Genomic DNA, 22,331 nt, shown 5'->3' with positions numbered 1-22,331 from the left:
TAAACGCGCTTTTGTAGGACCGTTTGCAGGCTTTTTTCTTTATATTACTCTTGCACGCGCGTTGGTGACGCGTTTTCTCGAAAGAGAGGGATGTCGTGGAATACAAATTTTTTGCTTTAGTCGCAGTTTCTGCGTCTGTTTTGGCGTCTTCGGCCTTTGCCGCTAACGCTTACATTAACCAAGTGGGTTTCCGCCCTTCCGATCCCAAGGAATTTTCGCTTGTCGGAGCCTCTGGCAATGTTGAAATCCAGGATGCCTCTGGCAAGACTGTGCTTACGGTAACGCCTGGCGCCGCCTCGTTCTGGGATGCAAGCGGCCAGAATGTACAGCTGGTCGATATTTCAAAATTGACCGCCGAGGGCAAGTACAGCATTAAGGTGGGCGGCCAGACACTTCGCCAAGATCTGGTGGTCAAGAACAATACCTTTGCCGACGTTTACAAGGCTGCTATCAAGTGGTTCTATTACCAGCGCGCCTCTATGGCTCTCGAAAGTGCATACGCGGGCAAGTGGGCTCGTGCTGCAGGCCATACGAATGCGACTGTCGAACTTCATAATTCTACGGGCGCTTCGGGCACTATCAATTCGAGCAAGGGCTGGTACGATGCCGGCGACTACGGACGCTATATCGTGAATTCGGGCATTACCACCTACACGCTCCTTTCGCTTTACGAACACTTCCCGGAATTTTTCAAGACGGCCAAGTGGAATATTCCTGCCGATGGAACTTTGCCGGATTTGCTCGCCGAAATCAAGTACAATTTGGACTGGATGCTTACCATGCAGGCCAATGATGGTAGCGTTTATCACAAGCTAACCTCTCTTGCTTTCCCGGGCGATGTGATGCCTGCGCAAGACAATGCAAAACTTTATGTTATCGGTAAGAGTGCCGAAGCCGCACTTGACTTTGCCGGTGTGATGGCGGTTGCTGCGCGCGTGTACAAGCCGTTTGATTCCAATTACGCCGCCAAGTGCCTTGATGCAGCCAAGAAGGCTTATAGCTGGGGCTCTTCGAATATGAGCTACCACTTTACCGCAAACCCCTCCGATGTGGCGACGGGTGCGTACGAAGGCAACAACGCGGCAGACGAAAAACTTTTTGCCGGCACGGAACTTGCCATTACCACGGGCGATAATTCTTACAAGCAGAATGGCTCTTCGGAATATGTGTCGTACTGGGGCGATCTTTCGGGCGTTGCCACTTATGGCAAGGCGACGCATGCATCTGTGTTTGGCGATGCAAACGAAGCCAAACAGAAAATCTTGGGCACTGCAGATGGTTTCGTGAACCGTACCAAGTCGGGCTTTGGCGTGGTGATGGCGAAAGATGACTTTGTGTGGGGCTCCAACGCCGTGGCCTCCAATCAGGGCGTATGGCTTTTGCATGCCTATTACCTCACCGGCGACGAAAAGTATTACACCGCAGCGCTCAAGGTGCTTGATTACTTGCTCGGCAAGAATCCGCTTGACATGTCATTTGTTACAGGTTACGGCACGAAGTCTCCCAAGATGCCGCACCACCGCCCGAGTACTTCGGACAACGTAGAAGATCCGATTCCGGGTATGCTTGTGGGTGGCCCGCAGCCCGGTGGCGAAGACGTTGGCTCTGCTGCCGAATGGAAGTGTGCCGATTACAGAACTGGCAATGCGGCGACCGCTTATACCGACCAACGTTGCAGCTACGCAACGAACGAAGTCGCTATCAACTGGAATGCACCTCTTGCTTACCTTGCTGGCGCTCTTGAAGCTCTGAACGCCGGTTATGCACCCTCGTTTGCCGCCAATGGTGTTGCAAGAAAGTCTACTGTATCTTCATCGAGCTCCTCGGCAGTTTCGTCTAGTTCTCAGGTGGCTTCAAGCTCATCTGTCGCTCCGGCATCCAGCTCTTCGGAATCGCTCGCTTCGAGTTCGTCGCAATGGAATCCGTGGGTTTCGAGCAGCTCCATGACTACGGCTATTCACGAAACTTTGCCCGCCGGCATGCAAAACAAGGCTGCTCCGCGCCTTCGCCAAAATGGTCATAAGCTCTATGTCGAAAAGAACGGCAAGTGCTTTGATCTTCTCGGCAACAGCATCCGTTAATCGGCGATTTTACAACACTCGTACTCCTAAATGCCGCACTAGCGAAAGTTGGTGGCGGCATTTTTCTATATTGGCTTGCGATGGAATCAATATTCAGTAATGTCTTGATGTTTGTGCTCGGCCTGTTGGGCTTGAGCTTCTTGGTGACCATTCACGAACTCGGCCACTTCTTGGTGGCCAAGTGGAATAATGTCAAGGTCAATACGTTCAGCGTCGGTTTCGGCAAAAAATTGATTCGTTACCGTCACGGCGAAACGGAATACTGCATTTCGGCAATTCCCTTTGGCGGTTACGTGGCCATGGCGGGCGAAAATCCGGACACGCTCAAAGAAGGCCAGGTCCCGGACGAACGTGATTTTGTGGCGAAATCGGTTGGCGCTCGTGCGTCGATTGCATTTGCGGGCCCATTCATCAACATTGTATTTGCCTTTATCTTGTTGATGGTTCTTTACATGGTCGGTGTCGAAGAACCGGCGACAAACGACTTGATTGTTGGTTTTGTGGCGAAGGATTCTCCGGCGCTTGCCGCAGGTATTGAACCCGGTGATACCATTACCGAAATCAATGGCAAGCCTACTCAGGGCTGGGACGATTTCCGCGAGCAGATTGGCGTAAGCCTTGGGGCGAGCGTTCCGCTTACTGTGCACCGTGGTGGCGAACCGCTAACGATTACGGTTGTCCCCGAAGAACTCGTGATTCCCGCGCAAGATTCTACTAGCTCCGAAATTGCGATGGGAATTGGCGACATTGGCATTTACCCGCGCAACCGCGTGATTGTACGCTTGCCTCCTGTAGCGGGCTCTGCAGCCGAAAAGGCGGGCCTTGCCGTGGGCGATACCATCTTTGAAATTAACGGCGAACATATTTCCCGCTACGAAGAAGTGGTGCGCATTATCGACGGCAGCAAGGGCGAACCCGTGAACATCACCGTTATTCGCAACGGCGATACGCTTACCAATTCGCTCACGCCGGTTTACAACGAAGATTACAAGCGCTACATGGTCGGCATCCAGATGGGCTATGTGCTCTTCCGCGAAACGAAGATTGTGCGCCGCGGCCCTGTCGAAGCCTTCACGAAAACTTGCGCCACCAGCTGGAAAATGACCACGAGCATCTTCCGCTATTTCAAGCGCATGTTCCAAGGCCATGTCAAGGTCGATGCCTTCTCCGGTCCGGTTTCCATCGTGGCCGTCATGGGTAACGTGTGGATGAGCGGCTTCCAGGACTTTTTGATGTTGCTCGCTCTTATTAGCATAAACCTGGGTGTAATGAACCTGCTTCCGCTCGCGATTACCGACGGCGGCCTCCTCATGTTCCTCGGTATCGAAAAACTGCGCGGCAAGCCGCTTTCCACCAAGACGCAGACGGTCATTCAGAATGTGGCTGCCGCGTTCTTCATCAGCTTCTTCGTGTTCATCACGATTCTTGACTTTAGCAAGCTCTCGCTGTTCTTGAAATAAGGTGGCCTTATCAAGTTCGGGCTTGTGTCTTACTTTATGAAACTAAAGAAATTGGATCACAAACTAACTGTCTGTAAAGTAGCGGACGTTAGTGATGTCGATACGGGTAAGGATTTTTATTTCATTGGCAAGACCGACGAAGAAATATCCCTCGTATGCAAAACAGATGATGTACCCCAAAATACTATTGAACGAGATGATGGATGGCGAGGATTCCGTATTCAGGGTGTACTTGATTTTTCTCTTATAGGTATCCTTTCGAAACTCTCGGCTATTCTTGCAGAAAATGGCGTTGGAATTTTTGCGATATCCACTTTCAATACGGATTATATCCTTGTGAAAGCCGAAAATTTCGAGAAAGCGCTGAAAGTCTTGTCTGATGCGGGATATGACGTGGTGTGATAAAGCCTCAAAAAGCAGGTTCCCGCATCGCATTACGATGAAAGTAAAATCTTTCATCTCCGCGGTGCTTATCGACTACACCAAGCTCGGCCTGAAACACCGAATCATGATGAAGCTTTTGTATTCGAAGGTCGTGAATCTCGACACCCTAGAACCGCTTGTGAAGGCGCTGTAAAAAAATATTTCAGTTAAACAAGCCTTTAAAGCATTTTGAAAAATCATCATAGTTGATTTTCCCGAGGGCCGTGTAGGTATGCCCTTCAATGGGTTCGTCAGGCAGGTTCTGTTCGGACAGGCATTCATCTTCCGTAGCGTCAAACAGTTCGGCGAGGAATGTACAAGACTTGCCGTCTGCAGTAACCTTAAAGGGATAGCTCATTTTTTTCTCATTGTGTACGGGATTGATTAGGGAGATTTCAAAAGATTTCCCTTTTCTCGTAAAACTGATGGAATTGTTGGTCCGCACAATATCTTCGCAGGGATCGCAGAATTCATACAGTTCATCATCGGTCAAATGGTTTTCGTGAAATTTGCCAAACATCAGGTTCCAATCGGGGGCCCAGGTGTCTCCTCCTTGATGGGGGTGTCTAGTTCCATCTTGTTCTGCGGCGATATCCTGCATCATCAAAGTTAATGCGTCGGTGCTCGTGACTGGAGCATTTTCCTTGATGGAATACTCCCATACCGCCGAGAGACCCGAGATGTTAAGATACTCCGGGGTGAAAATTTCACTTTCGTCTTCCAGCAAAATCCATCTGCCGCCGAATTTGCTTCCGTCGTTAGTTTGTCGCAAGTAGGTCTTCACGATTTCGGATGGATTGAAAAAGAACAGCGTGTCCCCCGAAAGTCGATAACTGTAATATTCCGTGTAATGGTCCATCTGGGGGTCCCATTTCAATTTTCCTTTTTCGATATAGCACATGCCGTTGAAATGGTAATACAAAACGGAATGGAGAGTGTCGAATACGTAATAGCGTAAAATGTCTTTCGTAATAAGGGGGCTGTTTGATATTTTCTCTTCATTCTTTGCTGGGGACCACGAATTTCCCGGTAAATCTTCTGTTTCCTCGCTTGAAATGGTGGGCGTTGAGCAACTACTCAGAAAAGCGCATGACAACGCTACGAGTGATAGAATGACAAAAATGGATGCGCTGTAGTGATTTTTCATAAACACCAAAAATATAAGTTTTGGTGCCGGGATTATTTCTCGGATTCTGATTATCACTGCGTATTTGCAATCAGATGGTCTTGTATGACAGAGCCCGCCACCGAAACCGCAGCCAGAAAGCAGTTGGAACGCAATGACGCCGCAGTTTTGAAAAAAAAATACGATTTAGCTTGACAAATTCTCTCAAATAGTATACATTTGTGCAAGTAAGCGAATAAAGGAGAACTTATGGAAATGAAATTTTGTCAAAGCTGCGGAATGCCGCTAACGCCAGAAATCCTCGGCACCAACGCCGACGGCAGCAAGAACGAAGAATACTGCATCTACTGCTACAAGGACGGCGCATTCACCGGCGACTTCAACATGGAACAGATGGTTGAATTCTGCTCGCAGTTCGTCGATGAATTCAACAAGAATACAGGCAAGAGCCTGACCCGCGAAGAGTACAAGGTAGAACTGCGCAAGTACTTCCCGACACTCAAGCGCTGGCGCCTCCCGGCAGATCAACTTCCGCACGCCACCTCGCCCATGAAGCAGAAGTTCATTGAAGAAGTCAATGCTCTCGGTATCAAGGACATGCCGAAAATCGACAACCTCTTTGTTCTGCAGGGCTCGTTCATCAACCAGGAATACAAAATCAACGGCAACAGCGTCAAGCTATTGGACGATAACGCAAGCTACTGGGGCAACCAGGTCGAAAAGCAAAACGCCGAAGGCCGCTGCTTCGGAATCGCTTGCGACGAACGCTACATTCTCGTGAGCGAATACGGCAAGAACGGAGCTGACGCCGAAATCGTCGTATTCAAGAAATGGAAGAGTCTCTAAAAATTCATTTTGGCGGTGTAAATCTGCAAATTCTGCTAAAAATGGCGGTATAAATTGCTGTATGGCGGTTTAAACTGTTGATTATGGCGGTATAAAATTATATATTAGGTGTATAAATCGAGGTTTTTCGATGATTTCACCGTATTTGAAAATTGCTGCCGATAACAATAAGGAACTTCTGTCGTTCCGCCCGATTCCCAAGGATACGCTCAAGTCTCTGCGGGAATTCTACCGCGTGGGACTCACTTACACGAGTAACGCCCTCGAAGGCAACAGCCTCACCGAAACCGAGACCAAGGTCGTCATCGAGGATGGGCTCACTATCAACGGGAAACCTCTGCGAGACGTGTACGAAGCCGTTGGGCATGCCAAGGCGTACGATCATATTCATAAACTCGCAAAAAACAAGACTCTCGAAGAATCGGACATACTGATGCTGCATCGGCTGTTTTACCAGCAGATAGATGCGGACAAGGCCGGTATTTATCGCAAGGTGCCCGTCGTAATTAGCGGGAGCCGTTACCCCGTTACGCCGCACTTGAAAATTCGAGCCGAGATGAAGAAGTTCGTCGCGTGGTTCAACAAGAACGAATCCAGGATGAATCCCGTGGAGTTCGCCGCGCAAGTTCACAAAAAATTCGTGTTCATTCATCCCTTTGTCGATGGTAACGGACGCGTGGCGCGATTGCTGATGAACCTTGCGCTGCTTCGCGGCGAGTACACCATTGCGCTGATTCCTGCCATTAGGCGCATGGAATACGTGTCGGCCCTGGAGGCGGCGCACATCGATGACAAGGTTTTTGTGGGCTTTATCGCCGATTGCGTAGTTGCGACGCAGACGGACCTGTTGCGACTGCTGCGGAATAATCTGAAACCGAAAAAAGGTGCCGTACGCCACCGCGAAACAGGTGAAAACCTCTCCGAACGAATCCTATCCGAAATCCGCGCGAACCCAGGGATTAACACGCCTGCACTGGCCTCGATGCTCAACCTGTCCCTGCGAACAACGCAGCGCCATTTACAAGCTTTGACCGAATCGGGTAAGATTAAATTTAGGGGAGCCCGGAAGAACGGTGGGTATTATTTGGTCGGGTAATTCGCTTCTGTTCCGTGCAAAATAACTATATTGTGTGCAAAAAGGGGAGAAGTAAGCCTGATTATGTATAAGATTATTGTTTCCATAATTGCCCTATTGGCTATGACGCAAACCGCCATAGCCCAATTCAATACTCACATAAGCCATAGGCTCATCAGCGGAAAGTCGGTGCAAACAGTAAAAGCGGGAGACTTCATCGAACCTGTCGTTTACGAAATTACGGAACTCAATCGAGTTTATGATTTTTATATCAATTACCCGGTAAATACAACGGTCAAGACGCTGGGACTGAAACTGGATTGCGGCACACTGCCAAGCAGTAAAGCCGAGTGCACCATATCCGGTCGCATTCCGGCTAACACCCCCGGGCACGAATACGAAATGTCATTTACCGCAGCTGGGAATTATGCCCATGAATACCTGCAAATCACAACCGGTATAAACGTCACCTCGTTAAATGAACAAGTGGAGCATGTCAGCGGAAGCCTTGACCAAACAGTTACCGCAAGCGATGAGATTGAACCCATTGTGTTCGGTTATACAGAATTGCTTAAAGCAAATCTTTCTGGCGTGCCTGAGGGAATTTCGGCAAAAATAGACGACGAATCTGCTATAATTACAATTTCGGGTGCCACGGGCCAGGACCATCCCGATGGCGATTTTAATTATAGACTAGCAGCCTACATTACGGAAAAAGATTCCATCGTCTTTAACGGCACAATTTCTGTCAAACACAAAAAGTTCACAACGACATTAGTCGCTATCGAAAACGAAACGCAAGATGTCGTTGCAGGCAACGCGATTAAACCGATCGTGTTCAGGTATGCCCACATGCAGAACGCGACCGTTGATGGGATTCTCGAAGGCTTCGAAGTCAATCAGGATAAAGAAAAGGATCTCGTCATTATCACGGGAACCGTTCCTCAAGATGTTGGTGACCATGTGCTGACCATAACCGTAACCGCACAAGGCAACGACAATAACGCCGAAGCTAAAGCCTCCGTCAACATTTCGGCAAATCCCGACTATTCTTCTAGCTCTGTCTCTAGCAGCAGCGAAGTTTCCCCAAGTTCGTCTTCTGTAGCATCAAGCAGCAGCGCCGCGGAGTCTAGTAGTAGTGAAGCTGCCGAAAGTTCTTCAAGCGAACACACGACCGCAATTTCTGTTGTGCAAAACGTCTTCAATGTAAGTTTCGTGAACAACGAATTGAGCGTCACTCTTGCACGTGTGCCCAGTGCGAAGTTGCAGATATTCGACATGATGGGCCACCTGCTCGAAACCCTCGATGTAGGCGCTTCGACTACAATCAACCTCGGCCACCTGCCGCGCGGAACACTCCTCCTTAGAATTTATGGCCAGGGTTTTGCCGAAACAAGACAGATTGTTGTCAAATAAAGTAAACGGACTGCCCGTATAATTAAGATATTACGCTTCTTTCCCGAGCACGGCGCGGGCGAGCTGGTCGGCGCACGATGTGGGCTTCCCGCCACAGGTGTTGCCCATGAGCTTTGCCGCGATATCTTCGGCGCTCATGCCTTCGCAGAGCTTTGCTATCGCCTTCAGGTTGCCGTTGCATCCGCCCGTAAAGCGGATGTTCCTGATTTTATCTCCGTCGCGCGTGAACTGGATCGTCGTCGCGCAAACGCCTCTGGTCTTGAAAGTCTCTTCCATAATAAACTCGTTGCAGGTTTGTTTGTAGTCATCCTCGACCGTCAGGGAGGGGATCCATTTTTTGATAAATATAGAATGTCTTGGCGCTGAGCGAGATGACTTGGCAATCTCTAGCTGTTTTTATAGATTATAGCAACAAAGCGCGTCAATTCAAAGGCCACAGAAATGTTTGATATTTCTAAAATGAAATGGGTCAGGGAACCCCGGAACTACAGCATCAATCAGGAATGCGTCGAAATTGTGACCGCCCCGCATACGGACCTTTGGCAAAGGACCTACTATCATTTCAGAAACGATAACGCTCCGGTTCTGCAGATGGAAACAGAAGAAAAGTTCTTTTCCTTTGTCGCCAAAACCGATTTTTCCGAAAGTCGTCATCGCTTCGACCAGTGCGGGGTGGCGCTGTATCTGGATTCGGAAAATTGGCTCAAGGCGTCGGTCGAATATGAGAATGAAAAATTTCAGCACCTGGGTTCTGTCGTGACAAACCGCGGGTATTCAGACTGGGCGACGACCGCGATTCCTGCAGATGTAAAATCCATGTGGTATAGGCTCAGTAGGCGCGAAGATGACTACTGCATAGAATGTTCTCGAGACGGGGTGCAGTTTTCTCAAATGCGGATTTGCCACATGCTCGAAGGAGCCGGAAAAATTCGGTTTGGCATATATGCATGCAGCCCGGAAAATTCCAGCTTCACGGCTCGATTTACGGATATGCAGGTGACGGAATGCGCATGGAAAGCGCACGACGGCCAACAACCGGATGCGTAAACGTAATTCGAAAATGCCCCCTTGAGGGTGTATGGATGCGCGCCCTTATTCCCCCTCTCGCAGTAGCCTCTCGAACAGTGCGCGATACACAACGATATCTTCCAGTTGCATGATGGTCGTGATCTTGTTGCCGGCATCTTTGGAGGATGCCCCGCAGTGGAAAAGTTTCTCGGTGTCGGTCCCGAAATCCAGATAGATGTACCTGTCGTGAAATACGTTCCCCGTGGCACGAACATCGCCAAGTTCAACATCCGGGCGTGCGGCCCTGAAGTCCGCCAGCATGCTCTCGGTCAGGCGGGCGCGTCCGTGCTGCTCGCTGAAAATCTGGACCGAAACATCCTTCGCCACGCACCGCAGCAAGTCGAGTGTTTTTACATCCAGGTAGTCGTCCACAATCAGCACCGACTTCTTCGCCATGCCGTAAATCTGCGTGTAGGCGACATCGGCCTCCAGCCGCTGCCCGTTCAGAATCAAAAAGTGTTTGAAAGTGCTCGGATCAACGAGATTTACCATGACCTTCTGGAGAAAACTCTCGTTTCGCTCCACCTTGTTCGAAAGCGTGCGGACATCTGTGGCAATCTCGGCGATATCCCGCGTGTTCTGGCTTGTCTGCGTCGCCAGGGCGACCATCCCCGCAGAAACATCCGGCGTGTTTTCCGCCGCAATGTAGTCCTTCATCTGCTTGAAAAGACGGATAAGGGCCATACTCTGTTGTACTGCCATATCACCTTTCAACACAGTCATAAGCATATAAATGCCCTGTTCTGTAAAAACGAAGGGATTGGAACGGCTCATTGTGCTGATATTTGCGGTGCAATTTTTGCACCGCAAATCTTTAGCGTCATTAGCGTCTGAAATTGCGGTAAATTTTTTTGACCGCAATTCCTCAACTTCCCTTTTGGTCAGCTGAAATCGGAAATCCTCCGCAAAACGTTCAATATTGTTCTTGACTTGTCTGTTAAAATCTTTCGTGCTATACCCGTAAATCTCCGCCAAGTCGGCATCGAGCATGACCTTTACCCCGCGGATGGTGTATATCCGCGACTTGAGCAAATCCTCGTCTATCAGGGAAAATTCGGGCTTTTTCGGCGCGACGGCCCCGGCCACACTGGCCGCAACATCTTTCTTCATCGTCAACTCCTCTGGCATACAAGCGTCAAAATGCCAAAGACTATACACTTGTGCACTGAATATAGATTCAAAAATCCAGTTTGTCAATAGACCCGCGAGTTTTTTTTTGAAAAATATTTTGGTGGGGGAGGTCTCCCCCTCGCTTTCCTTCGCCAACCATAGGTCCCAAGGTCCCTGAGCTTGTCGAAGGGCCGCTACCCCTTCTAGCGGGGACACCCCGCAACGCCCCGACTGCAAAAAAACGGGAAATGCCCCACAAAAAACGGGATTTGACTATCAAAAAACGGGAAATGCTCTGTAAAAACGGGATTTGCTCCTTAAAATCTTGGGATTCAAACGCAAAAACCTTGGCATTGGGGAGAAAACCTTGGGATTGGTTGAGTTTTACGTGCGGAATTAACTTATATTTCCAAATATGACGCCAGAAGCGAAGGCACGCGAAGAAATTGACAAGAAACTAGTCCAATCGGGCTGGGTTATTCAAGATGTCAAGGAGGTTAACCTCATGGCATCTCTTGGCGTTGCCGTGCGTGAGTTCCCGACCGATTCCGGGCCTGTGGATTACGCCCTGTTTGTAGATGGGATTCCCGTTGGTGTCGTAGAGGCCAAGCGCGAAGAAGCGGGCGAAATTTTGACTTCTGTGGAATCGCAATCTGCACGCTACGCCAACAGCACTTTTAAGTGGATCAAGAACGAATACAAGATTCGTTTTGCATACGAAGCGACGAACAAGTTGACCCGCTTTACCGATTATTGCGATGAAAAATATCGCTCCCGTCGCGTTTACAGTTTCCATCGCCCCGAGACTCTGCAACTGTTGTTGAAGCAGCCCGACACGATTCGCAACAACTTAAAGAAATTGCCTGCCTTGAATACGGAAGGTTTCAGAAAATGTCAGGTAACGGCAATCAACAATTTGGACAAGTCTTTTGCCGAGAATAGGCCCAAGGCTCTTGTGCAAATGGCGACGGGTGCGGGTAAGACTTTCACGGCAATTACTGCCGCTTATCGGCTTTTGAAATTCGGCAAGATGAAACGCATCTTGTTTCTGGTCGATACGAAAGGCCTAGGTGAACAGGCTGAACGCGAATTTTTGGCATACCGCCCGTCAGATGACAACAGGTCTTTCTCCGAGTTGTACGAAGTCCGTCGCCTAAAGAAATCCTCTATTCCAAAGAGTGCGCAAATTTGTATTTGCACGATTCAGCGTATGTTCTCCATTTTGAAAGGTGAAGAACTTGATGAATCTGCCGAAGAAGTTCATTTTGACGAATTTGCGGCTGCGGACAAAAATCCCCCGAAGGAAGTCATTTACAACAAGGAATATCCGCCGGAATTTTTCGATTGCATCATCGTTGATGAATGCCACCGCTCCATTTACAATGTCTGGAAACAGGTTCTCGAATATTTTGACTCGTTCATTATCGGCTTGACGGCAACGCCCGACAAAAGGACGTTTGCATTCTTTGATGAAAACATCGTGAGCGAATATACTCGCGAACAGGCGATTATAGACAACGTCAATGTGGGCGAAGATGTCTTTGTGATTGAAACCAAGGTCGGCAAGAACGGCGGACATATCCTGAAACAACAGGTGGAATGCCGTGACAGGATGTCTCGCGAAAAACGCTGGAAACAGCTTGACGAAGAGGTGGATTATCAGCCGTCCCAATTGGATAGGGATATTGTCAACTTCAGTCAAATCCGGACGGTAATCAAGGCGTTCAAGGAAAGCCTCTCGACGGTTCTATTCCCGTGCCGCAAGGAAGTCCCCAAAACCTTGATTTTTGCAAAGACCGACAGCCACGCCGACGATATTGTGCAGATTGTTCGTGAGGAATTTGGCGAAGGCAATGAGTTCTGCCAGAAAATCACTTGTCAGGCTGACAAGGCGGAATCCATACTATCGTCTTTCCGCAACAGTTATTACCCGAGAATTGCTGTAACGGTGGATATGATTGCAACGGGAACGGATGTCAAGCCCATTGAATGCCTCATCTTTATGCGCGATGTCCGTAGCCGTAATTACTTTGAGCAGATGAAGGGTCGCGGAACGCGAACCTTGAGCAAGGACGACTTGCAGAAGGTGACTCCGTCTGCTACGGAGAACAAGGACCATTTCGTGATTGTAGATGCAGTGGGCGTGACAAAAACCAAGAAGACGGATACACGCCCGCTAGAAAGAAAGCCGACCGTAAGCCTGAAAGAACTGATGATGAATGTGGCGATGGGCGCAAAGGATGCCGACACCTTGACTTCCCTTGCAAACAGGCTTGTGCGTTTGAATTCCCAGATGACTGAAGATGAACGGACTGGATTCAAGAAATATGTTTTGAAATCGGCAGGGAGTCTTGCCGAAAATCTCTTGAATGCGTTTGACGAAGATTACCTGCAAGGGAAAGACCAGCAAGAAGTCGTCCGCGAGGCGGTGAAACCATTCTACGACCCCAATGTCCGCCAATATATCGAAAATATCCGTCGCGTTCACGAGCAGGTCATTGACAATGTGAATCTCGATAGTGTAGAATTTGCAGGCTTTGATACGGACCAGGAAAAAGCCGCCGATATGGTGATTGCGAATTTCCGCGAGTTTATCAACGAGAATAAGGACGAAATCATTGCCTTGCGGATTATCTATGACCACGCTTATGCCGACCGCCCGATGGTCATTGAAAAACTCAATATGCTTTATGACAAGCTTACCGCCAAGCATGTGACTGCGGAGCGTCTGTGGAACTGTTACGCCATCAAGAATCCTGAAAAGGTGAAGAAGGGCGTGAAAGCGAAGATTGTAGATTTGATTTCCATTATCCGCTACGAACTGGGTTTCTCCGAAAACTTGGCCCCGTTTGCCGATCGCGTCAATTACAATTTTATGCAGTGGACTTTAAAATGCAATGCCGGAAATATTCACTTTACCGATGAACAGATGAAATGGCTCCGTTTAATCAAGGAACACATCATTTCTTCGCTGAGTGTTGAGCCTCGCGATTTGGATTATAGCCCGTTTGACGGAATGGGCGGCTTGGGCAGGTTCTTCGAACTGTTCGGCGAAAATTACGAAACCGTATTACACCAAATGAGTATTGAATTGGTGGCATAGGAGGTTTAAATGTCAATTCCAAGAGTGTTTATCAGCTCCACATATTATGACTTAAAACAAGTCAGAACTATTATTGGCGATTTCATTCGAAATATAGGTTATGAACCTGTGATGCATGAGCGATCCGATGTCGCATATACGCAGAATGTTCCTTTAGAAAAAGATTGTTATACAGAGCTGAGTTCATGTGACATTGTGGTTTGTATTGTCGGAAATCATTTTGGATCAAAATCGCTTGCAAATGATTTTTCAATTACAATGAATGAAATTCGCCATGCAATAAAAACACAGAAAAAAGTATATGTTTTTGTTGCCAACAATGTTTATATTGAAAATGAGACTTATATAAAGAATAGGGAGTCTGGTAATTTTAAGTCTGCTTATACGGATGATTTGAAAATTCATGAATTTTTAGCTGATTTGCGGGCGAAAGTGACAAATCATGTTATCCTGCCTTTTGATACAATTGACCAGATTGTAGAAACCTTAAAAAAGCAGTTTGCAGGATTGTTGCAGGCTTTGCTTCAGAAAGAAGCCAGTTTGACGGAAGGAAAAACGATATACGATTTGCAGGAAACAGTTTTGCAGATAAAAAAATCAATTGCCGAATATGATGAGAAAAAAGCGGAATTCTTTTTAAAATTTGATAGTTCCATTTTTTCTTGCAATGGAGTCTTGTTTGCCATAAAACGGTATCTTGGCTTGTCTCAATGTTCTTTCTTTGCAAAAGATGTTAATGCTTTAGATGAATTTATGACGTTAGTCGGATTCACAACAGAAAGTCCTATTGAAGTATCCTTTGACTGTAATCGGTATTATGTAAAACAAGAGGGGAAAATAAAGAAATCCTTAAAAATTTTGGATGGTGCTGTTAATCCTGATGGGACATTCAAGGATTTGAGGCCTTTATCTGAAGTGGAAAAGTTTGTCCTGTGGGAAGAGGATGACGAGGATTTGCCGTTCTGATATATGAATAGAATGAATTGGACAATTCAAAAATGGAAAGATGTTTTATCCATTGTTAATGGGAAAAACCAAAAAGAAGTTGTTTCTGATGACGGAGCCTATCCTATTATTGGTAGTGGCGGCGAAATTGGAAGGGCGACAAATTTTTTATGTGAAGCTGGTTCGACTGTTGTAGGTAGAAAGGGGACAATAAACAATCCTTTTTTTGTTGAAGAACGTTTTTGGAATGTTGATACCGCATTTGGCATTCAACCTGGAGAAAAATTAAATCCAAAATTTTTGTTTTATTTTTGTAAATGTTTTAATTTTAAAAACCTAGACAAATCTACGACTATTCCAAGTTTGGCGAAGACTGATTTGTTGAATATAGAAATGCCTGTTCCCTCTCTAAAAGAGCAAAGGCGGATTGTAAATAAGATTGAAGAGCTTTTTTCTGAATTAGACAGTGCCGTTGAAACTCTTAAAAAGACCAAAGAACAACTAGCCGTCTATCGCCAATCCGTCTTGAAAGAAGCGTTTGAATCTATCACAGAAACTTCAATCCTAGTAAATCTTGCAGAGCGCATCTTTGATGGACCTTTTGGATCTAATTTAAAAAGTATTGATTACATAAATGAAGGAATTCGCGTTGTCAGGCTTGAGAATTTAAAAGAAGGCTGGTTTGATGATAGTAAACAGTCTTTTGTTTCTAATGAAAAATATGAAACAATAAAAAAACATACTGTTTATCCATCCGACTTAATTATGTCAACTTTCATTTCAGATTCCATAAAAGTATGTCAAATGCCGGAATACATAAAATTTGCAGTAAACAAGGCGGACTGTATTGGAATTCGTTTGAAAGAAGATGTTGTTGAAAAAAAGTATGTCTTGTATTATTTATTATCAAGAAAGGCGTATGTAGATTTGGAACATCAAATCCACGGAGCAACAAGACCAAGAGTAAATACAACACAAATAAAGCAACTTGAAATTCCGATATGTTCTAAAAAAGAACAAAAGAAAATCGTATCTCAAATAGAATCAAAGTTTACCATTTGTGAAAATATTGAAAAAACAGTAAATGACGCTTTAATCCAAGCCGACGCAATGCGTCAGAGCGTTCTCAAAAAAGCCTTTGAAGGAGACTTATAAGGAGGTGAATATGTCCGAACTTATGCAAATGCCTATAATACAATTTTTACTTCTTGTTGGGGGGATAATTGGCATTGTTTCTTTTATTTACGTTCTAAAAACTAATCCAAAAAAGCAAATAGCATACACGCGAAAGTATATGCCTATTATAAATGCAAATTATGTAAAGAAAATACCTTTATTACACATATATTATATGTCTAATAAAATTGAAAGTCTTGAAATAACAAACTTTATTTTTTGGAATTTAGGAAACCAAACTATAAAAAGAGACGATCTCGCTAGGGCGTTGACGATAAAAAGTTCTAATGGAATAGAAATTTTAACTGCGGAAATATTGTATGGCAATCATAAAGAGAATCAAGTGAAAATAATATCACAAAACAAAGATGAAATTGAATTAGATTTCTTTTTTTTGAATGTAAAAGATGGTTGCGTTGTTAGAATTGTTCATACAGGAGATTCTAATAACTTGCAATTAGATTGTGACTTTGTTGGTGACGCGAAAATAAAGTGCATAGAATCTGAAAAAAAAGACCTGCTGGATGATAATGGGCTGTTTTTTAAATCTCTAGAAATTGCATTTCTCGTGGGAATGGTTTGTATGATGCTTTTTTGCTTTTATAATGCCTATATGTTTTCTGAAAAGTATTTGACGGGTTATCAAATTAATAATAGCGAAAATTTGGATAAAGCAAATGTAGTTTTCAATTTCATATATAGCACTATTATGTGCTTTATGTATGCGTATGTGGTTAATTGTCGATATGATTTAAAGATTCCTAAAGAATTAAAGAAAAACGCGTCTCAAAGGGTTTAGTTTTTATGTCTGAACAATCTTCTTCTATCGTTTCCAAAGTCTGGAGTTTGTGTGGCCCGTTGCGTGATGACGGTGTTTCGTATGGCGACTATCTGGAACAACTTACATATTTGATTTTCTTGAAAATGTCGGATGAGTATTCCAAGCCGCCTTACAAGCGCGATACGGGTATTCCCAAGGGCTATGGCTGGTCCGATATGGTCTTGCTGAAAGGTTCTGAACTTGAAAACCAGTATAAGCTCACGCTCGAAAAGTTGGGTGAGCAGGGCGGTATTTTGGGCAAGATTTTCAAGGGTGCCACGAACAAGATTAGCAAGGCCGCGATTCTTGCCCGTGTCGTGTCCATGATCGACAGCGAAAAATGGGTTTCGATGTCTTCGGATGTGAAGGGCGAAATTTACGAAGGCCTGCTCCAGAAAAACGCAGAAGACGTCAAGAGCGGTGCGGGTCAGTATTTCACGCCGCGTCCGTTGATTCGTGCTATGGTTAAGTGCCTCCGCCCCGAACCCATGAAAACCATTGCCGACCCCTGTTGCGGTTCCGGCGGATTCTTCCTTGCTGCACAGGAATTCATCGCAGACCCGAATAATTACACGCTTGACCGCAAGCAGAAGGAATTCCTCAAGAACAAGACTTTCCACGGCAACGAACTGGTGACGAACACCTTCAAACTTTGCCTGATGAATCTGTATCTGCACAATATCGGCGACATCTACGGCGAACTGCCTGTAACCCAGGGCGACGCCTTGCTTACCGATCCCGGCATCCGCGTCGATTACGTGCTCACCAACCCGCCCTTCGGAAAGAAGTCGTCCATCACATTCACCAACGAAGAAGGCGAAAACGAAGACGAAGATTTGGTCTATAACCGCGAAGATTTCTGGGCGACAAGTTCCAACAAACAGCTGAACTTTATCCAGCATATCAATACTATTTTGAATGCAAACGGCAAGGCCGCCGTCGTGCTGCCCGACAACGTTCTCTTTGAAGGCGGCGTTGGCGAAACCATCCGCCAAAAGTTGCTCTGGACAACCGACCTGCACACGATTCTTCGCCTGCCCACGGGCATCTTCTACAAACCGGGCGTCAAGGCGAATGTGCTATTCTTCGACAAGAAACCCGCCAGCAAAGAAATGCAGACCAAGGAAATCTGGATTTACGATTTCCGCACCAACATCCATTTCACGCTAAAGCAGAATCCGCTTTCCGACAAGGATTTGCAGGACTTTATCAAGTGCTACAATCCTGAAAACCGCTTTGAACGCAAGGAAACCTACAACGAAAAGAAAAATCCCGAAGGCCGTTTCCGCAAGTTCAAAGTCGAAGAAATCCTGAAGCGCGACAAGACAAGCCTTGACATCTTCTGGATAAAGGACAAGTCTTTGGCTGACCTCGACAATCTCCCTTCTCCCGACGAACTCGCCGACGACATCATCGAAAACCTCCAAAGCGCCCTGCAAAGCTTCCAGGAACTGAAAGGGAAGTTGGGGTAGGCTATGAATATTTTTGAAATGCTGGCAAAAAGAAATATTCGTCCTACGGATGAGTTTAGGCGACTTGTAAAGTTGTTTAATGGCGAATGGGACAAAGGTTTATATAGAAAAGAATCGCTTAAGGATGTTGTTAATGGTTGTTTGCCGTTATTGCCTATTCGGCAATCTTTTTTAACTGTAGATGAGGTCTTGACAGAACTGAATATCTCGGAAAACACCCCATATGGTGTAGAATGGGAAACACTTTTTAAATATTGCGAATTACTAAAAAATTTAATCAATCAGGCTCAAATTTATATTAGAAAAAATGAAAATGCTCCATCTATAGCTCGAGTTATTGTTGATAACATCAAAGTAATTCTAGAAAAGACGAACCACGAATGGGCCCAAATAAAAGAAGGCTATATCATTGTTGATAAGAATCCAGCAACGACAGAAGCCATCGAATGTCTTGAAGAGAAAAATGCTGATTTAGCCCTAAATATGATAGAGTATAACCGCGTACTACTAAAGGGAAATCTTCAAAGAAAACGTGAAATTCTTGTGGCTCTTGCGGATTACACGGAACCAATGAATAACGATTTTAAAGGAACTCAGTATGCTGCTTTGTATAGTGATTCTAAGTTCTTAGTAAATGCTATTGACATAAGACACAATAATTCTGGTAAGGGTGATTTGCCCGAAAAGGCCAAATCGTGGACTTCGCAGGAAAAAGAGGATTGGTACGATAAAACGTATCAAGTGCTTTTGACCGTGATTTTAACTAGAAAGCACATAGATGTGTCAAAAGAAATTCAGGATTTGAAACTGGCTAAAAAATAAAAAATCTGATTAATACCTTAAAAGCGAATAGGGAACTACAAATGCCCACCCCTAAATTTCCCATATCCCATGTCCTTGTGGATTGCGAAAATGTCGGGCTGAACGGCCTGACCGACCTAGTCGTGAATACGGACGGCTCTCCGCTGAAGTTCGTGCTGTTCCACAATTCCACGAACAAGATAAACCTTTCGCTTACGCAGCTGAAGGATTTCGGCTACGCCCTGAATGAGGGCCGCGTCGAACTTGTGGAACTTGCGATTCCCGAGAAGATGACCAAGAAACAGGCCGAAAACGCGCTCGACTTCTACATCGCATTTTACATGGGCCAGGTGATGCCCCGCGAACCGTTCAACAGCCATTGCGTGATTCTTTCGAAAGATCACGACTACGACCCGCTCGTTCTGCACGTGCAAAAGCAGTTCGGAGAAGACCGCTGCGAACGCGTGGAATCGTACGAGGAACTGGCGAAACGCCTGGGGCTAATCGCGAAGCCTCAAGAAGCGAAAAAGGTCGCTGCGCCTAAGAAGCCCGCTCCGCAACCGGCGAAGCCCACGAAGAAGGCTGTGCCACAAAAGGCATTTGACTTGCAAAATGCTCTTGAAAAGGCAAAGGCAAATCTGAAGGGCATGTCAAAGAATCCGCCCACAACCAAGGCTAAATTGCAGAAGACGCTAAAGAACTGGTTCACTGCAGAAAAGCTGACCGACGCAAATGTCCAGAGCCTGATAGACTCCCTCCAAACCGCAGGCTTCTTGGAACTCTCGAAAACCAATCAGGTCAAGTATAAATGATTGCGGTAAAAAAACATGAATAACTCATTTTGTCACTTTGTGTCAAGTCGATGGAGCTATATTTAGGTGGAATAGAAATCCTGAACGGCGATAAATTCAAAAATCGGCGATAAATCGGCGATAAATACTGAGAACGGCGATAAAAGTGGCGATAAAAAATGATGTCTGATGTCTTTATCATAGGTGCCGGTTGCAGTGTCCCGTATGGGTTCCCTACGGGCGCTATGCTGATGGAGAAGTTGAAAAATTTTGACTATGGAACGAAATTTCCTAGAAAAAATTATAGCGATGGTGATATTTTCCTAGTTGACTTGTATCAAGAACATTTCGGTTATTCAAGTACAGATAATAAGATAGAGTATCAAAGCGACTATGCGAAAGTTTTGCCATGTCCAGAGCATGAAAAATTATATAATCAATTGATGGATGCGATTGTTCTTCCGTTTTCTCGAAGCGTTCGAAATTCAATGATGGTTTCGACAGATGAATTTTTGAAGAATCGCTTAGGTCAAAAGCAAAACGAACAAGCTGATTTCGGAAAACGTCTGATAGCTTACGAAATCTTGAAGGCGGAACAAGCGTCACGGCTTTGGAACATTGACTGGATTCAGCATTTGCTTTCTCGAATTGACCAGCAACCCAATTGGAAAGAAATCCTGAAACAAACTGTGTTTCTTACCTTTAATTATGACCGCGTCTTGGAATATTGCATCTTCTTGTATCTGACATCCGACAAGCAATATGCTGATGCTGACGCTCATGCTTTCATAAAAGAAATGCAAATATTTCATGTCAATGGCTTTATCGGCTCTCTTGAGGAAATTCCCTTTGGTGCTGTAGAAAATGGCAAGTATCAAGAAATTGCCAAGGGTATGGAAACTGTCTGGGAAAAGCGCCAGAATCGCGATGAATCCGAAAAAGAAAAGTATCAAGGATTCCTGAAAAATGCGGAGCGAGTCTATTTTATGGGATTCTCTTATATTCCGGATAATCTGGAATCTATAGGAATTCCTCGTGGTGCAGAGATTATTCGAAACGCAAAGGTCTATGCCACGGCCATGGGCTTGTCTCCTCAGAACCGTCTAAGAATTTCGTCGTATCTGGATCTCAAGGACTTTGAAAAAAGAAATGAACCAGAACCAATGCCCGAGATAGAAAACCGAATCCTCAAGGACGCAAGTGCGGTTGACCTGATTCTTGATTATTATACGCTTGCGTGATAAAGTGCAAATCAAAAGTAAAACCAGATGTAAAATTTCCTTAAGCCCCTTGCCAACTTTGGCAATATTAGGTACATTACACTCATGCGCGTCATTCCGTAGAAAGGAATGATGCGCTTTTGCTTTATCTGGCTTTGCCGTAATGCGAGGGCGTTCCTAGTAAAAACAATAAACGCAGGAGGCCCTATGGCTAAAAAAGAGGTTATCACTTATTCTCAGCAGACGTTCGAGAATATCAAGCACACCGACGAAAATGGAACTGAATTCTGGTATGCAAGGGAATTGCAAAAAGCCTTAGAATATACCGAATATGGCAAGTTCTTACCCGTGATAAAAAAGGCTATCGAAGCATGTCGGAAAACCGGCTTTGATGAAGAAAACCATTTCGCCCACGTGAGCGAGATGGTCAATATCGGAAGTGGTGCAGAAAGAAAAATGGATAGCTACAAGCTTTCCCGTTACGCTTGTTACCTGATTGTGATGAACGGAGACCCCCGCAAAGAAGTGATTGCCCTGGGTCAAACATATTTTGCTGTTAAAACCCGGCAGAAGGAAATTTCGGACTCTGCGGCACAGCTTTCGGAAGACGAAAAGCGCTTGGCGATTCGTGACGAAGTGACCATTCGCAACAAATTCCTTGCCAGTTCTGCAAAGGCGGCCGGTGTTGAAACGCCCGTGGATTACGCCGTGTTCCAAAATCGTGGCTACCAGGGACTTTACAACGGGTTGGGAATGAAGGATATTCACAAGCGCAAGGGACTCAAGAAAAACGAACAGATCCTGGACCACATGGGGGCTACCGAGCTTGCGGCGAACCTGTTCCGCATTACCCAGACTGACGACAAACTCCGTCGTGAAAACATCAAGGGGAAGGAGCAGGCAAACGAAACACATTATGCCGTAGGTAAAAAGTCCGCCAGACGATTGCTGAACTTGGCGGAACAATGCCTGAAAATCTCCCCACGCCCAAAATCAGTGCCAAAAAGATGAAGCAGGAACGCAAAAAAGCCATTGTGAAAAAATGAAAAACTACGGCTCCCATTTTGTTGGCGCCAACAAAATGGTTATGTCATTAAAAACAGGGATTTTTGCTAAAATTGGAAAAATGGGCAAAAATGTCGTAAAAATAGTTGGAAAAACGGACAAAATTAGTTGTTTTAAGGTTGGATAAACGGAAAAACTGACCATCACTGAAAAAGGTTGACACTTTTTAGGTGATTTTACTGACCGGGTTGACAGTTTCACTGTTTTGGTTTACACCATTTTCCCGGTACAACTGATCCGGTTTACAGTTCAACCGACTGGGTTGTCACCGCCGACCGGACCTCCTTCCTCCAAAGATATCTTTTTGCCTGCCTCGCGACGTTCGCGTGGCGT

Annotated in this window: 21 protein-coding genes and 1 pseudogene; 19 read left to right on the top strand and 3 right to left on the bottom strand. The window is 45.7% G+C overall.

Features of this window, described 5'->3' with window-relative positions; genetic code table 11:
• Positions 1-95 precede the first annotated feature (95 nt).
• From BUC02_RS08375 to BUC02_RS16165, 4 genes are all read left to right on the top strand, one after another.
• Positions 96-2,081, top strand: coding sequence for a glycoside hydrolase family 9 protein (locus BUC02_RS08375; RefSeq protein ID WP_073321276.1), 1,986 nt, complete (start codon positions 96-98; stop codon positions 2,079-2,081).
• A gap of 80 nt (positions 2,082-2,161) precedes the next feature.
• Positions 2,162-3,541: an RIP metalloprotease RseP gene (gene rseP / locus BUC02_RS08370; protein WP_073321273.1), complete on the top strand. Its 1,380-nt coding sequence runs from the start codon at positions 2,162-2,164 to the stop codon at positions 3,539-3,541.
• 36 nt (positions 3,542-3,577) lie between these two features.
• Positions 3,578-3,943, top strand: a complete 366-nt coding sequence (locus tag BUC02_RS08365; RefSeq protein WP_073321739.1) for an ACT domain-containing protein — start codon at positions 3,578-3,580, stop codon at positions 3,941-3,943.
• 37 nt (positions 3,944-3,980) lie between these two features.
• Complete coding sequence (locus BUC02_RS16165) at positions 3,981-4,118, top strand: hypothetical protein (RefSeq protein WP_175549824.1); 138 nt, start codon at positions 3,981-3,983, stop codon at positions 4,116-4,118.
• Between the two features lie 9 nt (positions 4,119-4,127).
• Here the strand turns inward: BUC02_RS16165 and BUC02_RS08360 are convergent, their stop codons facing one another.
• Positions 4,128-4,841: a hypothetical protein gene (locus BUC02_RS08360; RefSeq protein ID WP_139261078.1), complete on the bottom strand. Its 714-nt coding sequence runs from the start codon at positions 4,839-4,841 to the stop codon at positions 4,128-4,130.
• Positions 4,842-4,923: 82 nt separating this feature from the next.
• Between BUC02_RS08360 and BUC02_RS16415 the strand changes: the two genes are divergently transcribed.
• From BUC02_RS16415 to BUC02_RS08345, 4 genes are all read left to right on the top strand, one after another.
• Positions 4,924-5,100: a hypothetical protein gene (locus BUC02_RS16415; protein ID WP_170930537.1), complete on the top strand. Its 177-nt coding sequence runs from the start codon at positions 4,924-4,926 to the stop codon at positions 5,098-5,100.
• 239 nt (positions 5,101-5,339) lie between these two features.
• Positions 5,340-5,936, top strand: coding sequence for a zinc ribbon domain-containing protein (locus tag BUC02_RS08355; RefSeq protein WP_073321267.1), 597 nt, complete (start codon positions 5,340-5,342; stop codon positions 5,934-5,936).
• Positions 5,937-6,066: 130 nt separating this feature from the next.
• Positions 6,067-7,032, top strand: coding sequence for a Fic family protein (locus BUC02_RS08350; protein WP_073321264.1), 966 nt, complete (start codon positions 6,067-6,069; stop codon positions 7,030-7,032).
• Positions 7,033-7,095: 63 nt separating this feature from the next.
• Entirely contained in the window at positions 7,096-8,427 is a 1,332-nt protein-coding gene (locus BUC02_RS08345; protein ID WP_073321261.1) for a T9SS type A sorting domain-containing protein, read from the top strand.
• A 30-nt stretch (positions 8,428-8,457) separates the two neighbouring features.
• Here the strand turns inward: BUC02_RS08345 and BUC02_RS08340 are convergent, their stop codons facing one another.
• Complete coding sequence (locus tag BUC02_RS08340; protein WP_073321258.1) at positions 8,458-8,703, bottom strand: TIGR03905 family TSCPD domain-containing protein; 246 nt, start codon at positions 8,701-8,703, stop codon at positions 8,458-8,460.
• Positions 8,704-8,868: 165 nt separating this feature from the next.
• On the opposite strand from BUC02_RS08340, the gene BUC02_RS08335 reads away from it, so the two are divergent.
• Positions 8,869-9,474, top strand: a complete 606-nt coding sequence (locus BUC02_RS08335; protein ID WP_073321256.1) for a DUF1349 domain-containing protein — start codon at positions 8,869-8,871, stop codon at positions 9,472-9,474.
• Between the two features lie 45 nt (positions 9,475-9,519).
• Here BUC02_RS08335 and BUC02_RS08330 read toward each other — a convergent pair whose 3' ends face one another.
• Positions 9,520-10,605, bottom strand: a complete 1,086-nt coding sequence (locus BUC02_RS08330) for an ORF6N domain-containing protein (protein WP_073321736.1) — start codon at positions 10,603-10,605, stop codon at positions 9,520-9,522.
• A gap of 415 nt (positions 10,606-11,020) precedes the next feature.
• Between BUC02_RS08330 and BUC02_RS08325 the strand changes: the two genes are divergently transcribed.
• From BUC02_RS08325 to BUC02_RS16160, 10 genes and pseudogenes are all read left to right on the top strand, one after another.
• Positions 11,021-13,708, top strand: a complete 2,688-nt coding sequence (locus BUC02_RS08325) for a type I restriction endonuclease subunit R (protein WP_073321253.1) — start codon at positions 11,021-11,023, stop codon at positions 13,706-13,708.
• 9 nt (positions 13,709-13,717) lie between these two features.
• A complete protein-coding gene (locus BUC02_RS08320; RefSeq protein WP_073321250.1) occupies positions 13,718-14,674 on the top strand; it encodes a DUF4062 domain-containing protein in 957 nt (318 codons plus the stop codon).
• A 12-nt stretch (positions 14,675-14,686) separates the two neighbouring features.
• The gene (locus BUC02_RS08315; protein ID WP_073321247.1) at positions 14,687-15,808 is read left to right on the top strand and encodes a restriction endonuclease subunit S; all 1,122 of its coding nucleotides are present in this window, start codon (positions 14,687-14,689) and stop codon (positions 15,806-15,808) included.
• A gap of 10 nt (positions 15,809-15,818) precedes the next feature.
• A complete protein-coding gene (locus BUC02_RS08310; protein ID WP_139261077.1) occupies positions 15,819-16,628 on the top strand; it encodes a hypothetical protein in 810 nt (269 codons plus the stop codon).
• 5 nt (positions 16,629-16,633) lie between these two features.
• Positions 16,634-18,121: a class I SAM-dependent DNA methyltransferase gene (locus BUC02_RS08305; protein ID WP_073321242.1), complete on the top strand. Its 1,488-nt coding sequence runs from the start codon at positions 16,634-16,636 to the stop codon at positions 18,119-18,121.
• A gap of 3 nt (positions 18,122-18,124) precedes the next feature.
• Positions 18,125-18,943: a hypothetical protein gene (locus tag BUC02_RS08300; RefSeq protein WP_073321239.1), complete on the top strand. Its 819-nt coding sequence runs from the start codon at positions 18,125-18,127 to the stop codon at positions 18,941-18,943.
• A 41-nt stretch (positions 18,944-18,984) separates the two neighbouring features.
• Entirely contained in the window at positions 18,985-19,734 is a 750-nt protein-coding gene (locus BUC02_RS08295; protein WP_139261076.1) for a PIN domain-containing protein, read from the top strand.
• Between the two features lie 158 nt (positions 19,735-19,892).
• Positions 19,893-20,954, top strand: a complete 1,062-nt coding sequence (locus BUC02_RS08290; protein ID WP_073321233.1) for a hypothetical protein — start codon at positions 19,893-19,895, stop codon at positions 20,952-20,954.
• A gap of 186 nt (positions 20,955-21,140) precedes the next feature.
• Positions 21,141-21,979 (top strand): annotated as a pseudogene (gene dinD / locus BUC02_RS08285) (DNA damage-inducible protein D).
• Entirely contained in the window at positions 21,976-22,125 is a 150-nt protein-coding gene (locus tag BUC02_RS16160) for a hypothetical protein (protein ID WP_173346789.1), read from the top strand. Before dinD ends, BUC02_RS16160 begins: the two are co-directional and overlap by 4 nt.
• The last annotated feature ends 206 nt before the right edge of the window (positions 22,126-22,331 follow it).

It is taken from the genome of Fibrobacter sp. UWOV1, assembly GCF_900142495.1.
Lineage (GTDB): Bacteria > Fibrobacterota > Fibrobacteria > Fibrobacterales > Fibrobacteraceae > Fibrobacter.
This window is presented reverse-complemented; position numbering and strand designations above follow the sequence as displayed.

Excerpts from the sequence above, each read along its gene's own strand:
- rseP (WP_073321273.1), top strand. The coding sequence starts at position 2,162 with ATGGAATCAATATTCAGTAATGTCTTGATGTTTGTGCTCGGCCTGTTG.
- BUC02_RS08365 (WP_073321739.1), top strand. The coding sequence starts at position 3,578 with ATGAAACTAAAGAAATTGGATCACAAACTAACTGTCTGTAAAGTAGCG.
- BUC02_RS16165 (WP_175549824.1), top strand. The coding sequence starts at position 3,981 with ATGAAAGTAAAATCTTTCATCTCCGCGGTGCTTATCGACTACACCAAG.
- BUC02_RS16415 (WP_170930537.1), top strand. The coding sequence starts at position 4,924 with ATGTCTTTCGTAATAAGGGGGCTGTTTGATATTTTCTCTTCATTCTTT.
- BUC02_RS08355 (WP_073321267.1), top strand. The coding sequence starts at position 5,340 with ATGGAAATGAAATTTTGTCAAAGCTGCGGAATGCCGCTAACGCCAGAA.
- BUC02_RS08350 (WP_073321264.1), top strand. The coding sequence starts at position 6,067 with ATGATTTCACCGTATTTGAAAATTGCTGCCGATAACAATAAGGAACTT.
- BUC02_RS08345 (WP_073321261.1), top strand. The coding sequence starts at position 7,096 with ATGTATAAGATTATTGTTTCCATAATTGCCCTATTGGCTATGACGCAA.
- BUC02_RS08340 (WP_073321258.1), bottom strand. The coding sequence starts at position 8,703 with ATGGAAGAGACTTTCAAGACCAGAGGCGTTTGCGCGACGACGATCCAG.
- BUC02_RS08335 (WP_073321256.1), top strand. The coding sequence starts at position 8,869 with ATGTTTGATATTTCTAAAATGAAATGGGTCAGGGAACCCCGGAACTAC.
- BUC02_RS08330 (WP_073321736.1), bottom strand. The coding sequence starts at position 10,605 with ATGAAGAAAGATGTTGCGGCCAGTGTGGCCGGGGCCGTCGCGCCGAAA.
- BUC02_RS08325 (WP_073321253.1), top strand. The coding sequence starts at position 11,021 with ATGACGCCAGAAGCGAAGGCACGCGAAGAAATTGACAAGAAACTAGTC.
- BUC02_RS08320 (WP_073321250.1), top strand. The coding sequence starts at position 13,718 with ATGTCAATTCCAAGAGTGTTTATCAGCTCCACATATTATGACTTAAAA.
- BUC02_RS08315 (WP_073321247.1), top strand. The coding sequence starts at position 14,687 with ATGAATTGGACAATTCAAAAATGGAAAGATGTTTTATCCATTGTTAAT.
- BUC02_RS08310 (WP_139261077.1), top strand. The coding sequence starts at position 15,819 with ATGTCCGAACTTATGCAAATGCCTATAATACAATTTTTACTTCTTGTT.
- BUC02_RS08305 (WP_073321242.1), top strand. The coding sequence starts at position 16,634 with ATGTCTGAACAATCTTCTTCTATCGTTTCCAAAGTCTGGAGTTTGTGT.
- BUC02_RS08300 (WP_073321239.1), top strand. The coding sequence starts at position 18,125 with ATGAATATTTTTGAAATGCTGGCAAAAAGAAATATTCGTCCTACGGAT.
- BUC02_RS08295 (WP_139261076.1), top strand. The coding sequence starts at position 18,985 with ATGCCCACCCCTAAATTTCCCATATCCCATGTCCTTGTGGATTGCGAA.
- BUC02_RS08290 (WP_073321233.1), top strand. The coding sequence starts at position 19,893 with ATGATGTCTGATGTCTTTATCATAGGTGCCGGTTGCAGTGTCCCGTAT.
- BUC02_RS16160 (WP_173346789.1), top strand. The coding sequence starts at position 21,976 with ATGAAAAACTACGGCTCCCATTTTGTTGGCGCCAACAAAATGGTTATG.